Source organism: Mesorhizobium sp. EU05-FHT14A09, from assembly GCF_058790995.1.
The window spans coordinates 107,120-121,937 of sequence record NZ_JBYTDF010000014.1; the positions used below are offsets into that span (position 1 = coordinate 107,120).

A 14,818-nucleotide genomic window follows, 5' to 3' on the forward strand; every position below is an offset into this window, starting at 1 on the left:
TCAAAAAAGGCCGGTTCAATCCGGCCTTTTCTTTTAGATTGCTCGCTAGGACGTTTCCGTTTTTCACGGAAACGCGGACACGCTCTAAGTTCCAGTTTTCGCTGCATTTTGTTAACGCCAAGTGATTCCACTTGGCTACAAAATGCTCCGGGCTATCAGCCCCAGATGAACAGCGCAGCCAGTCCGACGCTGCCGACGATCAATCGCCACCAGCCGAACAGTGAATAGCCATGCCGCGAGACGTAGCCGAGCAGGCTGCGCACGACGATGACCGCCGTGATGAAGGCCGCGATGAAGCCGACTGCGATGATCGGGAAATCGCCGCTCGTAAGCAGGTGGCGATTCTTGATCAGGTCGAGCGTGAAGGCGCCCAGCATGGTCGGAATGGCGAGGAAGAACGAGAATTCGGCCGCAGCTCGCTTGTCGACGCCCATCAGAAGCGAACCGACGATGGTCGCGCCGGAACGCGACGTCCCGGGGATCATCGCCAGGCACTGGAACAGGCCGATCTTCAGGCACATCGACAGCGGCAGTTCGGAGGCGTTGTGATATTTCGGCTTCAGGTCCAGCCGGTCGATCCACAGCAGCACGATGCCGCCCAGGATCAGCATGAGGCAGATCAGCTTCGGCGTTTCGAATAGAACCGTCTTGATGAAGTCATGTGCCAGGACACCGATGACGACCGCCGGCAGAAAGGCCAGAAAAACACCGACAAGCAGGCGTACGCTGTGGTCGCTGGAGATTTCCGGCGGCACGAACATGTTGACGCGCCGGCGCTTGACGGTCGCTGCAACCAGTTCGAAGGCGCAGCCTCCCAGCCATATGATCGAAGCAATGGAGCCGATCGCAGCCTCGACCAGCCGGCCGAACGCACCTGGTCGGCGCAGGAACGCCCAGATCTTGCCGGCGTAGAGGCTGAGGATGGCGAGAATGGCACCGAGCTGGATCAGCACCTCGAAAACCTTGCCGGTGGACTCGAAGCCGAGGAAATGGCCCGCCAGCAGGATGTGGCCTGTCGAGGACACAGGAAGGAATTCGGTCAGCCCTTCAAGCAGGCCAAGCAGCAGCGCTTCCACCAAAGTCTGGAAATTCATAAAGTACCTCGCGGGCGGCGCGACCGGCAAAGCGGGACCCGGTCTTTGTGTCCGCTCGCGCTCGAATCTGTAGAACAGGCGCTTAGAACACTGCCAAAGTTGCAAAACTGTGACGAATGCAGCGTCGGGGCTTGCTTGTCAGCGTGCCCAACTGCTCCTATAGCTCGCAGCACCCTGACAACCCGTGTACTCGGGCAATAAAGACTTATCGGCGCGGCCAGCGATTCGCCAGCGCATATAATCATTCGGACGATGCTGACGCTTTTCCACCACCCCATGTTCGCCAGTTGCCGCTTCGTACGCCTCGCTTTCGGCGAGTATGGCGAGGAGCTTGCGCTGATCGAAGAGAAACCTTGGACGCGGCGCAAGGAGTTCCTGGCGCTCAACCCAGCCGGCACGCTGCCGATCCTGCTTGCCGAAGGCGACGTGCCGATCATCGGCGCCGGCGTGATTGCCGAATATCTCGACGAGACACGCGGCGTGCTGAAGCGCGAGAAGCGCCTGTTCGTGGAAGGGCCGATGGAGCGCGCGGAAATCCGCCGGCTGACAGACTGGTACCTCATCAAGGCGGAAAGCGAAGTGACGCGCCATCTCGTGCGCGAGCGGGTGCTGAAACCGCATATGCCGGCAGACGCGGGCGGTGGCTCACCGGATTCGACCGCCATCCGCGCGGCGCGCGCCAACATCCGACAGCATATGAAGTACACCAACTGGCTGGCTGGCACGCGCCATTGGCTGGCCGGCAGCCGCATCACCTATGCGGATCTCGCCGCGGCGGCCACGCTTTCCGTGCTCGACTATCTGGGCGAGATCGACTGGCGTGAACATGGCGCGGCGCGCGAATGGTACACACGCGTGAAATCGCGCCCCTCCTTCCGGCCACTTCTGGCCGACCGCGTTCGCGGCCTTTCGCCGGTATCGCACTATGCGGACCTCGACTTCTGACCGGGCCAAGCTGCGCAAGCTGATCGACCGTGAAGCGCGGCGTGCCGGTTTCGATGCCGTCGCTGTCACCACACCAGTTGCCATCCCACAGGCACCGGCACGGCTGGCGGAGTTCGTGGCCGCGGGCTATCACGGCTCGATGGGCTGGATGGCCGAAACGCTCGAACGTCGCGCCGCCCCGTCCGTTTTATGGCCGAACGTCCGCTCCATCATCGTGCTGGCGATGAACTACGGCCCTGATCACGACCCGCGAACGCTTCAAGGGCAACCAGATCGCGGCGCGATCTCCGTCTATGCACGCAACCGTGACTATCACGACGTCATCAAGGGTCGGCTGAAGGAACTTGCCGGCAAGATCGTCGCTGCTGCGGGCGGCGATGTGAAGGTGTTCGTCGACACCGCCCCGGTGATGGAAAAGCCTTTGGCCGAGGCGGCTGGACTGGGCTGGCAAGGCAAGCACACCAATCTTGTCAGCCGGGCGCATGGATCATGGCTGTTTCTCGGTTCCATCTTCACGACGGCGGAACTCGAGCCGGACAAGACGGAAGACGACCATTGCGGCTCGTGTCGTGCCTGCCTTGATGCCTGCCCGACCGATGCGTTTCCCACGCCTTACAAGCTCGATGCGCGCCGCTGCATCTCCTACCTCACCATCGAGAACAAAGGGCCGATCCCTCCTGAATTCCGGAGCGCCATCGGCAACCGCATTTACGGCTGCGACGACTGCCTGGCTGCGTGCCCCTGGAACAAGTTCGCCCAGGCCGCCTCGGAGGCGAAACTCGTTGCGCGCGCTGATCTGCGCGAACCCGCACTCGCCGACCTGCTTAGGCTCGACGACGTCGGCTTCCGTGCATTCTTCTCCGGTTCGCCAGTCAAGCGCATTGGCCGCGACCGCTTCATCCGCAATGTGCTGATTGCCGCCGGCAATTCCGATGACCAAAACCTGATCGCGCCGACCCTGGAACTGCTCGCCGATCCTTCGCCTCTGGTTCGGGGTGCGGCGGTGTGGGCACTGTCGCGGCTGGCGGCAGACGATACAGTGCGCGAGCTGGCAGCGACGGCATTGCAGGCTGAGGACGAGGCTACCGTCCGGGATGAATGGCGATTGGCTCTCGGTGCAACTGACAACAACGGAAGAGCAGCATGACCGGCAACAGGATCTTCATTTTCGGCGCCGGCTATTCCGCCCAGGCCTTCGCCAGCCAGAACCGCGACTACGGTCGCTTTGTCGGCACGACGCGTTCGCAGGACAAGTTCGAGGCGCTCCGGCAAGCCGGCATCGAGCCCTTTCGCTTCGATGGAACGTCAACGGCAGAGATCGAAGCCGCTCTCGCCGAAACCACGCATCTGCTGATCTCGATCGCGCCCGAGACGGCCGGCGACCCGGTGCTGAATGCCTTCCACGGCACGATTGCGACTCGGATGCCGGCACTGCGCTGGATCGGCTACCTCTCGACGGTCGGCGTCTATGGCGACCACAGCGGCGCATGGGTCGACGAAAACGCCGAATGCCGCCCGGTATCGGATCGTTCGACCCTGCGACTGCGGGCGGAACAGTCCTGGCAGCGCCTTGGTGACGAAACCGGACTGCCGGTCGCCGTGCTGCGCCTGTCCGGCATCTATGGCCCTGGCCGCAACGCTTTCGTCAATCTGAAGGACGGTACCGCCAAGCGGCTGATCAAGCCCGGCCAGGTCTTCAACCGCATCCATCGCGACGACATTTCGGGCGCACTTCGCCACCTGGCCGAGAGCGACAAAGGCGGCGTCTTCAATGTCACCGACGACATGCCCGCACCACCGCAGGACGTCGTGACCTATGCCGCGACGGTAATGGATGTGCCGCCGCCCCCGGAGACCGATTTCGCCACTGCCCAACTTTCGCCCATGGCGCGGTCCTTTTATGGCGAGAACAAACGTGTCTCCAACGCGGCGATCAAGGCCACGGGTTATGCATTCCGTTTCCCGGACTACCACGCCGCCTTCGACCAGATGTGGGCAAGCGGAGACTGGGACAAGGGAACGGCGCGCAGCGCGATGAAGCGCTCGTGATCGCGGGCAACGATCGCTCCGTGGTATGATTCGCAGCGGGACGACGCGCGAGCAGGGAGAGGGTAAGTGAGAAAACGGCTGCGAACCATTGCTCGCAAGACGATCCTGACGCTGGCAGGGGTGGCTGCTTTTGCGGGCGCTCTCGAGCTCGAGGCACGTCCGGTCATGGCCGAGGAGTTGGCCAAGAACCTGTTCGGTGCCGAGAAGCTGCCGGCGGCAACCGAGCCTCAGTCTTTCGGCTTTTATTCCAAGGGCTGTTTCACCGGTGGCGTCGCCATCCCGCTGGAAGGGGATACCTGGACAGTGATGCGTCCTTCGCGCAACCGGCGCTGGGGTCATCCGGCGATGATCGCGCTGCTCGAGAAATTCTCGCGCGACGCCGAGGCTGACGGTTGGCCGGGTCTCTTGCTCGGCGATATCTCGCAGCCGCGCGGCGGGCCGATGCTGACCGGCCACGCTTCGCACCAGATCGGCCTCGATGCCGACATCTGGCTGACGCCAAAACCACGTCGCGACCTGACCATCGCCGAGCGCGAGAACAAGAGCGCCATGCTGATGGTCGATCCCAAGACGCACCGTGTTTACGACAAGCTCTGGACCGCCCAGCACACCCAGTTGCTCAAGCGTGCGGCGAGCTATCCCGAAGTCGAGCGCATCCTGGTCAACCCGGGCATCAAGAAGAAGCTCTGCGACACGGTGACCGGCGACCGCGGCTGGCTGCGCAAGGTCCGGCCGTTCTGGGGTCATGACTATCATTTCCACGTCCGCATCGGCTGCCAGCCCGGGTCGCATGGCTGCAAGGAGCAGGCGGCGACAGCAGTGGGCGACGGCTGCGACAAGTCGCTGGCCTGGTGGTTCACCGAGGAACCATGGCGCCCGAACAAGAATCCGGACGCGCCCAAGGCACGCGATATCATGACCATGGCGAGCCTGCCGAAGGAGTGCCGGCTGGTGCTGCAGGCGCCGGGGCCGGTATCGGCCGAGGCTGCGACCTACTACGGCAGCGGCCGGCCGCCGGTCGCCGTGGCCGCATCGCCGGAGCCGGCTCCCGCACCGGCAGGCACGATCGGCGAGGCGCCGCTCACACCCGTGACCGCCAATGCCTTCGCACCGACGCCGAAGGTCGGCATCCCGCTGCCACGCCCGCGCCCCGGCAACTGACGCTCCGCACCTTTGAACGGACACGAAAAGCGCCCTTTCCCGGGTGCTTTTCAGATCGATTGCGAACCCCATGATCCAGGGCGGCGGCCCGAAAAGCACCTCTTTCAGGGGCGCTTCTGTTTGTTTATAGCGTTCAATCGATTGAGAAGGTTGCAGGCAGCCGAATCGGCGTGAAAACTGCAATCAGGCGGACAGAGCGCGAGGCGTCGCCGCGTCGAACCGGGGATGGGTATGACTGATGCAACCGGAGGGCTGAGATTCCCGATCCTGATCGGCGACATCGGCGGCACCAATGCGCGCTTTTCTGTCGTGGTGGATGCCAATGCGGAAGCCGGCGAGCCGCATATCGTCCAGACAGCCGACTACGAGACTATCGACGCAGCCATTCAGGCAGCCGTGCTCGATCGCTCTTCGGTGCGGCCGAATTCGGCGGTCCTGGCGATTGCCGGACCGGTCGACGGCGATGAAATCCCCCTCACCAACTGCCCATGGGTGATCCGCCCCAAGGTGATGATAAGCGATCTCGGCTTCAGCGATGTCGTCGTGCTGAACGATTTCGAAGCACAGGCGCTTGCCGTGGTGGCGCTCGGCGACGAACATATGGAAAAGATCGGTGGCGGCGAACCCGAACCGAATGCCGGCCGGGTCGTGCTGGGTCCAGGCACAGGACTGGGCGTTGCCGGGTTGATCCATGCGCTGGGGCATTGGATCCCGGTGCCGGGCGAAGGCGGACACATGGATATCGGACCGCGTACGCCGCGCGACTTCCAGGTGTTTCCGCATATCGAGAAGATCGACGGCCGCATCTCCGGCGAGCAGATCCTGTGCGGACGCGGGCTGGTCAACGTCTACCGGGCTGTCGCCGAGGCAGACGGCAAGACCGCGCCTTTCACCAAGCCGGCCGAGATCACGGCCGCGGCGCTGGCGCATTCCGATGCGGTCGCGGAAGAGGCCTTGTCGCTTTTCGTAACCTGCCTTGGCCGCACGGCCGGCGATCTCGCCCTGGTGTTCAAGAGCCGCGGAGGCGTTTTCCTCACCGGCGGCATTGCCCAGAAGATCGTACCGGCGCTGAAAGCCGGCAATTTCCGCGCCGCCTTCGAAGACAAGGCGCCACACAGCGAGATGATGCGCTCACTACCCGTCTATGTCATCACGCACCCGCTGGCCGCACTGGCCGGGCTCGCTGCCTATGCACGGGCGCCGTCCTTGTTTGGCGTGGAGACCGACGGTCGCCGCTGGAGTGCCTGAGCCAGCCGCAGGTTCCGATCGCGAAACTGTGGGATATTTTGCGAAACCTGCCTGGGACGCCAAAGCATTTTGGTGCGCGTTGCCCATTGGCCATAGGCAAAAACGGCCGATGAGGCTAATAGGATGCCCCGACGCCGAAGGGCGACCCGACGAAGACAGTGCGCGGACTGAAATTTGGCTTCCAACGAACCCAAAAGAAGAGCTGAACCCGGCGAAGTCTTCGCTGTGTTGCGCCGCATCTACGACGAGGCGGGCCGAGGGCATCTGAAGTCCTATTGGCTGGCGGCATTCTGCCTGATCGCCCTGGCGGCGACGACCGGCGGCGCGGCCTGGATCATGCAGCCCATGATCGACGAGCTGTTCTACAGGCGCCAATATGACAAGGTGCCGTGGATCTGTGGCGCCATCGTCGGCATTTTCCTGGTGCGCGGCCTTGCCACCTACGGCTCCGCCGTCACGCTCGCCAAGATCGGCAACAGCATCGTTGCCTACTATCAGAAGCGCGTCTTCGGCCATCTGATGAAGCTTGGCATCGATTTCTACACCGAAACACGCTCCGGCCAGTTGGCGGCTCGCATCAACGAAAACGTCGCCGGTATCCGCGACCTGTTCTCGATGACGCTGAAATCGATCGCCGGCGACCTGGTTGCCCTGATTGGGCTGGTGACTGTGATGGTCTATCAGGCGCCTTTCCTGGCTGCCAGCACCTTCCTGATCGGGCCGCCGCTGGTCTGGGCGGTCAGCTACATCATGCGTCGTGTGCGCCGGGTGACGCGTGAATCTGTCGAGATCAATTCGCGCCTGATCGGCGCCATGCAGGAATCGGTGCAAGGCATCGCCGTGGTGAAGGCCTTCACCATGGAAGAGCAGCTGACCCACAAGATCGGCGACCTCGTTGACCGGGCGGAGTCGCGCTACAACAAGATCGCCCGCGTTTCGGAGCGGTTGGCGCCAATTACCGAAATGCTGGCCGGTTTCGCCATTGCCGGCGTCGTCGCCTATTCGGTGTACCGTTCGGCCTACAGCAGCCAGCCGCCCGGCAACATCATGTCGTTCATCACCGCCTTCATGCTGGCCTATGATCCGGTACGCCGCCTTGCCCGCACCCAGGTCAATGTCGAGCGTGCGATGGTCAATGCGCGCATGATCTACGAACTGCTGGATGTCGAGCCGCGGCAAGGCGACGCGGAGGGTGCGAAAGAAGCCAGGATCGAGAAGGGTGAGATCCGCTTCAACAATGTGACTTTCGGCTACACACCCGACCAGCCGGTGATCCGCAACCTCACTTTCACCGCGGCCGCCGGCAAGACCACTGCGATCGTCGGCGCATCCGGTGCCGGCAAGTCGACGCTGGTTGCCTTGCTGCAGCGCTTCTACGACGTGAATGACGGCCTGATCGAAATCGATGGCCAGGATATCTCCAAGGTCACCAAACGATCCCTGCGCGAGTCGATCGCCTTCGTTTCGCAGCAGCCCTACCTGTTCGAAGGCACCATCAGCGACAACATCCGCTACGGTCGCCCGAACGCCAGCGACAGCGAAATCCGCTTTGCGGCGCAACAGGCCGCAGCCGATGATTTCATCCGCCGGCAGCCGGAGGGCTATGACACGCCGGTCGGCGAAAACGGCGTCACGCTGTCGGGCGGACAGCGCCAACGTCTGTCGATCGCGCGCGCCATCGTGCGTCAGGCGCCAATCCTGCTCCTCGACGAGGCGACGTCGGCTCTCGACAATGAGTCGGAAGCACGGGTCCAGCAGGCACTGGCCACCATCATGCAAGGCCGCACCACCATCGTCATCGCGCACCGGCTGTCGACAGTGATCAACGCCGATCATATCGTCGTGCTGGAACAAGGCCGTCTTGTCGAGCAGGGAACGCATGGCGAGCTGCTCGCCAGGCCGAACGGCGCTTATGCCCATTTCTACAATCTGCAAGGTGGGCAAGGGCTTGGCCTGGTCGATGATGGCGAGGTCGAGACGATCGCAAACAGGGCCGATGGAACGACCGGGGGATAGCGCATGAGCGAAATGAAGCTGGTGGTTGTGGGTGCGGCAGGCAGGATGGGCCAGGCACTGGTCCGTGCCATCGCCACCATACCCGGCGCAGCCGTTGCCGCCGCCGTCGAGCGCAAGGGTTCGCCCCATGTCGGCAAGGACATCGGCCAGATCGCCGGCATCGGTCCGATCGGCGTGACGATCGGCGATGATCCGCTACCCGCTTTCGCCAAGGCTGACGGCGTGCTCGACTTCACGTCGCCTGCTGCGACCGTCGAATTCGCCGGCTATGCTGCCCAGGCGCGCATCGCGCACGTCATCGGCACCACCGGCTGCTCAGACGAGGACGACGCGGCGATCGCCGCAGCAGCGCGACATGCCACGATCGTCAAATCCGGCAATATGAGTCTCGGGGTCAATCTGCTCGCCGTTCTGGTCGAGCAGGCGGCCAAGGCGCTCGACCCGGAGGATTTCGACATCGAGATCCTGGAGATGCACCACCGGCAGAAGGTGGATGCACCGTCCGGCACCGCCCTCCTGCTTGGCGAAGCCGCTGCGGCCGGCCGCGAAATCGCGCTCGCCGAAAACAGCGTGCGCACGCGCGACGGCCACACCGGCGCCCGCAAGGCAAAGACCATCGGCTTCGCCACGCTGCGTGGCGGCTCGGTCGTCGGCGAACACTCGGTGTTCCTTGCCGGGCCAGGCGAGAGGATAACGCTCAGCCACCACGCCGAGGATCGTGCCATTTTCGCTCGCGGCGCCGTCAAGGCGGCGTTGTGGGCGCATGGCCGCAAGCCAGGGCTCTATTCCATGCGGGACGTGCTAGGCCTCGGCCGGGTCGCCTGACAAAGAATATCAGAACGCCGCATTCAATGGATCACGGCAGTCTGTTGATTGATTCATCGCATGATCTTTGCCCGAAAGGTCTGCAACTTTTCGGGATCACGCCCCTAAGGAGAACATATGTCGCGAACTCTCGTGCTCGTGCGCCACGGCCAGAGCGAATGGAACCTGAAGAACCTGTTCACCGGCTGGCGCGATCCCGACCTGACCGAACAGGGCCATGCCGAGGCCAAGGCCGCCGGCGCCAAGCTGAAGGCACGCGGGCTGAAGTTCGACATCGCCTTCACGTCCACCTTGCAGCGCGCGCAGAAGACCTGCCAGCACATTCTCGACGCCGTTGGCCAGGGCGACCTGAACACGATACGTGACCAGGCGCTCAACGAGCGTGACTATGGCGAGTTGTCGGGCCTCAACAAGGATGATGCCCGCCAGAAATGGGGCGAGGACCAGGTGCATGTCTGGCGCCGCTCCTATGACGTGCCGCCGCCCGGCGGCGAAAGCCTGAAGGACACTGGCGCCCGTGTCTGGCCCTACTATCTGCACACGCTGCAGCCGCATGTGCTCGCCGGCGGAACCGTCCTGGTCGCCGCCCACGGCAATTCACTGCGCGCGATGATCATGGCGCTGGACGGGCTGACCGGCGACGAGATCGTCAAGCTGGAGCTCGGCACCGGCGTGCCGGTCATCTACCAGCTCAATGCCGATTCGACCGTGGCATCGAAGGAAGTCCTGGCCGACTGAGCTGGCGCAACTCCAGCAAACCGCTACGCACTTTTGCTGGAGTTGCCTTGGCGCCGTGCTTGCCGAAAAACGAGCCTGATTTCCGGCAAATCGACCAGGTTGTGACAATTTGCCGGCGCCAGTCAGCGGCATTTATGACCTGCCTTCGCATTGCTTGAAAAAAGCGCGTTGACAGGGTCCGTCTGCCCGCTTACATGAGCGCCCACCAGCCCAGATGGCGGAATTGGTAGACGCGCACGGTTCAGGTCCGTGTGCCGCGAGGCGTGGAGGTTCGAGTCCTCTTCTGGGCACCAAGTTTCCGCAGCTGCTTCGATGAGGAGCAGTTCGCATTTTGAAAAGCCCGGCAATGCCGGGCTTTTTCATTTTCCAGCCTCGGCAGACCAATGGGGTCCCGACAGATGACTCTGATCTGCGATGGAAGAGTGAAGCCCGTCTCAGGCCATGGGATGGTCCGCATCATGGCTGATGCAGCATGATTGAGCGATGGCTCAGATTACACAGATGAATTCCGAAACTGTACTTGGAGATCAGACTCGCACGCGCTACTGGGATTCTGTCTCTGGGCGCCGCGATTCGCAATCTGCACTGCCCAATTGTCGGACAATATTCTGACAGACTGTTTCCCGGTGTTTCAAAACGTGCGCGCTCGCCACGGAATCGCCCGAAACGTGCCGGATTTGCCGCCGCATTTCCCCCTAACGGCCTCCTATACGATTAACGGAGCCGTTCCCTCGGGATGACCATCAACAAAAAGAAGGCCGCCTTTGCCGCGGCCACCGTCGCAGTCGGCCTTTTCGCTGGCGCGTCCACCTCCTCTGCCGCTGCTCAATGCGGCCGCGCTTCCTGGTATGCCCTGCATTCGAAGACTGCATCGGGCGAGCGCATGAACCCTTCAGCCCTGACTGCCGCACATCGCAGCCTGCCTTTCGGCACCCGGCTCAAGGTTACCAACAAAAATAACGGCAAGAGCGTCGTCGTGCGCATCAACGACCGTGGCCCGTTCATCAAGGGCCGGGTGCTCGATCTGTCGCGTGGCGCGGCGAACCAGCTGGGTTTCGTCAGTTCCGGTCACGCGGCGGTCTGCATGGCCCGGGTCTGATCAAGGCCTCCATTCGCGAAACAACAAAAAGCGCCGCCATGCTGCGGCGCTTTTTGTTTGATTCGCCACGTGTGATGCTTTGCGCCTGCGCGGCGGATCGAAAGGCGCCCTTCGCACCTGCACCCATAGCCGGCTGAGCCCCTGACTCGGCTTTTTCCAAGGCTTTGGCCTAAAGTATGGGGATAACTCACCCTGCGTGATCTATTGCGCCGCAACAATTTCTTGTTAACTTCGTTGCGACAGAGTGAAGCGGCTGGGCCGCTTATCGCCCTTCGATCCGAGGGCAGCGGAGACAGTTTCAGATGTTCTACCAATTCTACGAGATGAACCATGCTGCCCTGCAGCCGGCACGTGCGTATGCCGAGGCCGTACGGGTTCTCTACACCAATCCACTGAACCCGTTTTCGCACACGCCATGGGGCCGCTCGATCGCGGCGACAGCGGAACTGTTCGAGCGGACCACGCGCCGCTACGGTAAACCGGCTTTTGGCCTCGACAAGACAGTGGTCGACTGGAAAACGGTGCCGGTGACCGAGCATGTCGTCTGGTCGAAGCCGTTCTGTAACCTCATCCATTTTCAGCGCCAGGTTCCGGCTGGTCGTCGCAACGACCCGAAGCTGCTGATCGTGGCGCCGATGTCAGGCCACTATGCGACGCTGTTGCGTGGCACGGTTGAGGCGATGCTGCCTCATGCCGAGGTCTACATCACCGATTGGGTCGATGCGCGCATGGTTCCGCTCTCGGCCGGCCATTTCGATCTCGATGACTACATCGACTACGTGATCGAGATGCTGCATGAGCTTGGGCCAGACACCCATGTGATGGCGGTATGCCAGCCTTCGGTGCCGGTGCTGGCCGCAGTGGCGCTGATGGAAGCGCGCGGCGATCGTTTCGCACCGTCCACCATGACCCTGATGGGCGGTCCGATCGACACCCGTCGCAACCCCACCGCGGTCAATCTGCTGGCCGAGGAAAAGGGCATCGACTGGTTCCGCGACAACGTCGTCATGCAGGCGCCATGGCCGGTGCCTGGCTTCGGGCGTGATGTCTATCCCGGCTTCCTGCAGCTTTCCGGCTTCATGAGCATGAATCTCGACCGGCATATCATCGCCCACAAGGACTTCTTCATGCACCTCGTGAAGAACGATGGCGATAGCGCCGAGAAACATCGTGAGTTCTACGACGAATATCTGGCGGTGATGGACCTGACCGCCGAGTTCTACCTGCAGACCGTGGAAACGGTGTTCGTGCGCCATGCCTTGCCGAAGGGCGAGATGAAGCATCGTGGCACCAAAGTCGACACCGGCGCCATTCGCAATGTCGCGCTGTTCACGGTCGAAGGCGAGAACGACGACATTTCCGGTCTCGGCCAGACGGAGGCTGCGCATCGCCTGTGCGCCAACATCCCCGCCGACATGAAAGCGCACTACATGCAGCCTGCCGTTGGCCACTATGGCGTCTTCAACGGCTCGCGCTTCCGTTCCGAGATCGTGCCGCGCATCGTCGACTTCATCACCAGCTACGGCCGCACCAACAAGGTCGTGGTGAAGCGGAGAGCTACCAGGCCGGCTCAGGCCTGATCACACAGTTGTGAACTGCAGCAGCGCGCTGCAGTCGACGCACGGACGGTTCGACAAAACCGGCTGCCGCGCGTCTATTTTTCCAGCCAGATCGGATTTTGGATGAAATCGCCAGCGCCGAGTGTTGCGCAATCAGCGCAATGGTCGGGACGCGGTTAACCCTTTCGACGAATCCGCCGCACGGATGAATTGACACGCCATGTAAATCCTCATTAACGTTTCGTTAATAACAGGGGCGAGCGGGGGACGATGAATTCCTCACCAGCGACGCAAGGTTTGCGTGTGTTTGCTGTGGCAGCGATCGGGCTGGCCGCGGCGATCTGGACGACGCCTTCGGCTTTTGCCGCGAGCGCGATGGCAACCGGCGGCCCGACCACCCAACCCATCGGTCACTACGAATTCTGCAAGACGCGCCCAGCCGAGTGCTCGGTTCGCCCGAAAGATCTGGCGCCGGCCAGGCTGACGTCAGCACTCTGGGGTAAGCTGACCCGTGTTACCGTTGCGGTCAACGCCGCGGTCAAGCCGCTGAGCGACCAGGAAATCTACGGCAAGGACGAGGTCTGGGCCTACCCGGACAAGGGTGTGGGTGACTGCGAGGACTATGTGCTCGAAAAGCGTCGTCGGCTGGCCAGGCAGGGCGTTTCGCTGGCCAACCTGCTGGTGACGGTGGTTCGCAAGCCGGATGGCGAAGGCCACGCCGTGCTGACGGTTCGCACCGACAAGGGCGATTTCGTGCTCGACAACCTGACCGACAAGGTCAAGCCGTGGGATCAGAGCGGCTATCGCTTCCTGAAGCGGCAAGCCATCGACAACACCGGCCGCTGGGTCTCGATCCGCGAAGGTCAGCAGGTGCTGGTCGGCGCTGTTCAGTAAGCTCAGTTTCTCTCGACAGAACAGGCTGTCGCAAGAGTGCCCGCAGGATGCCGCTACCCTTTGCCGTGGCTATTGCAGAGGCATTCTGCTGGATTGAGGGTCGCCACTGACGCAGTGGTTTGCGACAAATTCCAGGATCGAGCGGCTGGACGCGAGATATGTTTCCCCGACCATGGGCTGGAACGGACTGCGAAGCGACACCTTGAAGGCAAGGGCATCGGCGTCGTGGAGAAATTCGGCAAGATGCTGCCGTGGGATTTCGGTGATCATTTCGGAAACGCGCTCGTCTTCCTGCCAGACAACCGGTGCCGGATCCTCCCAGGAGAATTTATCGGTTTCGACCCGGATCTTTACCAGGGCGTCGGACAAGGTCGATACCGGGCCATTGACCTCCATGGACAGGAACAATCGGCCAGGACGCTTGGCAGTGCAGAAGAAACCGATCTGCATTTCTCGTTCGACATCAGACACGGTTCGCGAAAACGCCTGGTAGCCATCCTCGCGAAATTGCAGGCGCCACGCCGCCTGCGCTGGCGGCATTTCGCCAGTCAACGCCCGGGTCACCCGGGGTGCCGACGCGACAAATCCGCTTTGCACTTCCCCCGGATAACGGGTTAGCCCCCAGCCTTCGGCATCCTCCCGGCTGAACCAGAGAATGTCATCCGGCGCGACATCGGTGACAAAAGCCGCGACGCTGCCATGCGGTACGCCATGCGCAACGGCATGTTGGCCGAGCAAGTCATTGCACTTCTGGCTGGGCACCCCTGCAAGAGAACAGGAATGCTGCCCGAGCAGCCCATGCTCTTCGACGGTGCGATAGCCGCCGGCCACGAAAATGATGGATGCGCAGGCGGATGCGCATCTGGCTCCATCGGGCACAATCACATGGAACGGATGGGTATCCATCAATCTTGAGATCACCAGGGCTTCCTCAACCAGACCTCCCGGGCTGTCGAGCAACAGAACCGGAACCCCATGCGGGAGTGGTGGGACAGCGTCGATGAGCTTCGCAAATTCGTCCGCCGTCCCCTCGGCGATGCGGCCGGACAGGCGAAGAACGGTGTGGCCCCGCCATTTCTCGATGCTCACCCCTGCCGCATGGCTGGAACTCGCATTCGCCAGCAACAGAAACATCGTAGTGATGAACAACTTGATCGACAAAACGGATCTCGCTCATTTCTGGAACCGGC

General features: G+C 62.3%; 13 protein-coding genes and 1 tRNA gene. 12 read left to right on the forward strand and 2 right to left on the reverse strand.

Annotated elements, in window-relative coordinates; all coding sequences use genetic code 11:
- Positions 1 to 155: 155 nt before the first annotated feature.
- Entirely contained in the window at positions 156 to 1,094 is a 939-nt protein-coding gene (locus AC3WTO_RS29610) for an undecaprenyl-diphosphate phosphatase (protein WP_492464459.1), read from the reverse strand.
- Positions 1,095 to 1,346: 252 nt separating this feature from the next.
- On the opposite strand from AC3WTO_RS29610, the gene AC3WTO_RS29615 reads away from it, so the two are divergent.
- From AC3WTO_RS29615 to AC3WTO_RS29670, 12 genes are all read left to right on the forward strand, one after another.
- Positions 1,347 to 2,039, forward strand: coding sequence for a glutathione S-transferase family protein (locus tag AC3WTO_RS29615; protein WP_129412184.1), 693 nt, complete (start codon positions 1,347 to 1,349; stop codon positions 2,037 to 2,039).
- Positions 2,020 to 3,186, forward strand: a complete 1,167-nt coding sequence (gene queG / locus AC3WTO_RS29620; protein WP_492464458.1) for a tRNA epoxyqueuosine(34) reductase QueG — start codon at positions 2,020 to 2,022, stop codon at positions 3,184 to 3,186. Before AC3WTO_RS29615 ends, queG begins: the two co-directional genes overlap by 20 nt.
- A complete protein-coding gene (locus AC3WTO_RS29625; protein ID WP_492464457.1) occupies positions 3,183 to 4,088 on the forward strand; it encodes an SDR family oxidoreductase in 906 nt (301 codons plus the stop codon). The genes queG and AC3WTO_RS29625 overlap by 4 nt, the downstream gene beginning before the upstream one ends.
- A 66-nt stretch (positions 4,089 to 4,154) precedes the next feature.
- Positions 4,155 to 5,249 carry a penicillin-insensitive murein endopeptidase gene (gene mepA, locus AC3WTO_RS29630; RefSeq protein ID WP_492464456.1) on the forward strand — a complete coding sequence of 365 codons (1,095 nt, stop codon included), beginning with the start codon at positions 4,155 to 4,157 and terminating at the stop codon, positions 5,247 to 5,249.
- A gap of 231 nt (positions 5,250 to 5,480) precedes the next feature.
- Positions 5,481 to 6,497 (forward strand): glucokinase, encoded by a 1,017-nt coding sequence (locus AC3WTO_RS29635; protein WP_492464455.1) that lies wholly within the window; start codon positions 5,481 to 5,483, stop codon positions 6,495 to 6,497.
- Positions 6,498 to 6,671: 174 nt separating this feature from the next.
- Positions 6,672 to 8,513 (forward strand): ABC transporter ATP-binding protein, encoded by a 1,842-nt coding sequence (locus AC3WTO_RS29640; RefSeq protein ID WP_492464454.1) that lies wholly within the window; start codon positions 6,672 to 6,674, stop codon positions 8,511 to 8,513.
- 3 nt (positions 8,514 to 8,516) lie between these two features.
- The gene (gene dapB / locus AC3WTO_RS29645; RefSeq protein ID WP_492464453.1) at positions 8,517 to 9,338 is read left to right on the forward strand and encodes a 4-hydroxy-tetrahydrodipicolinate reductase; all 822 of its coding nucleotides are present in this window, start codon (positions 8,517 to 8,519) and stop codon (positions 9,336 to 9,338) included.
- A 117-nt stretch (positions 9,339 to 9,455) separates the two neighbouring features.
- Positions 9,456 to 10,076, forward strand: coding sequence for a 2,3-bisphosphoglycerate-dependent phosphoglycerate mutase (locus tag AC3WTO_RS29650; protein ID WP_492464452.1), 621 nt, complete (start codon positions 9,456 to 9,458; stop codon positions 10,074 to 10,076).
- A gap of 208 nt (positions 10,077 to 10,284) precedes the next feature.
- Positions 10,285 to 10,369, forward strand: a tRNA-Leu gene (locus tag AC3WTO_RS29655).
- 443 nt (positions 10,370 to 10,812) lie between these two features.
- Complete coding sequence (locus AC3WTO_RS29660) at positions 10,813 to 11,175, forward strand: septal ring lytic transglycosylase RlpA family protein (protein WP_492464451.1); 363 nt, start codon at positions 10,813 to 10,815, stop codon at positions 11,173 to 11,175.
- A 302-nt stretch (positions 11,176 to 11,477) separates the two neighbouring features.
- Positions 11,478 to 12,755 (forward strand): polyhydroxyalkanoate depolymerase, encoded by a 1,278-nt coding sequence (locus AC3WTO_RS29665; protein WP_492464450.1) that lies wholly within the window; start codon positions 11,478 to 11,480, stop codon positions 12,753 to 12,755.
- A 249-nt stretch (positions 12,756 to 13,004) separates the two neighbouring features.
- Complete coding sequence (locus AC3WTO_RS29670) at positions 13,005 to 13,628, forward strand: transglutaminase-like cysteine peptidase (RefSeq protein WP_492464449.1); 624 nt, start codon at positions 13,005 to 13,007, stop codon at positions 13,626 to 13,628.
- A gap of 69 nt (positions 13,629 to 13,697) precedes the next feature.
- Here the strand turns inward: AC3WTO_RS29670 and AC3WTO_RS29675 are convergent, their stop codons facing one another.
- A complete protein-coding gene (locus AC3WTO_RS29675) occupies positions 13,698 to 14,789 on the reverse strand; it encodes a hypothetical protein (RefSeq protein WP_492464448.1) in 1,092 nt (363 codons plus the stop codon).
- Positions 14,790 to 14,818 lie beyond the last annotated feature (29 nt).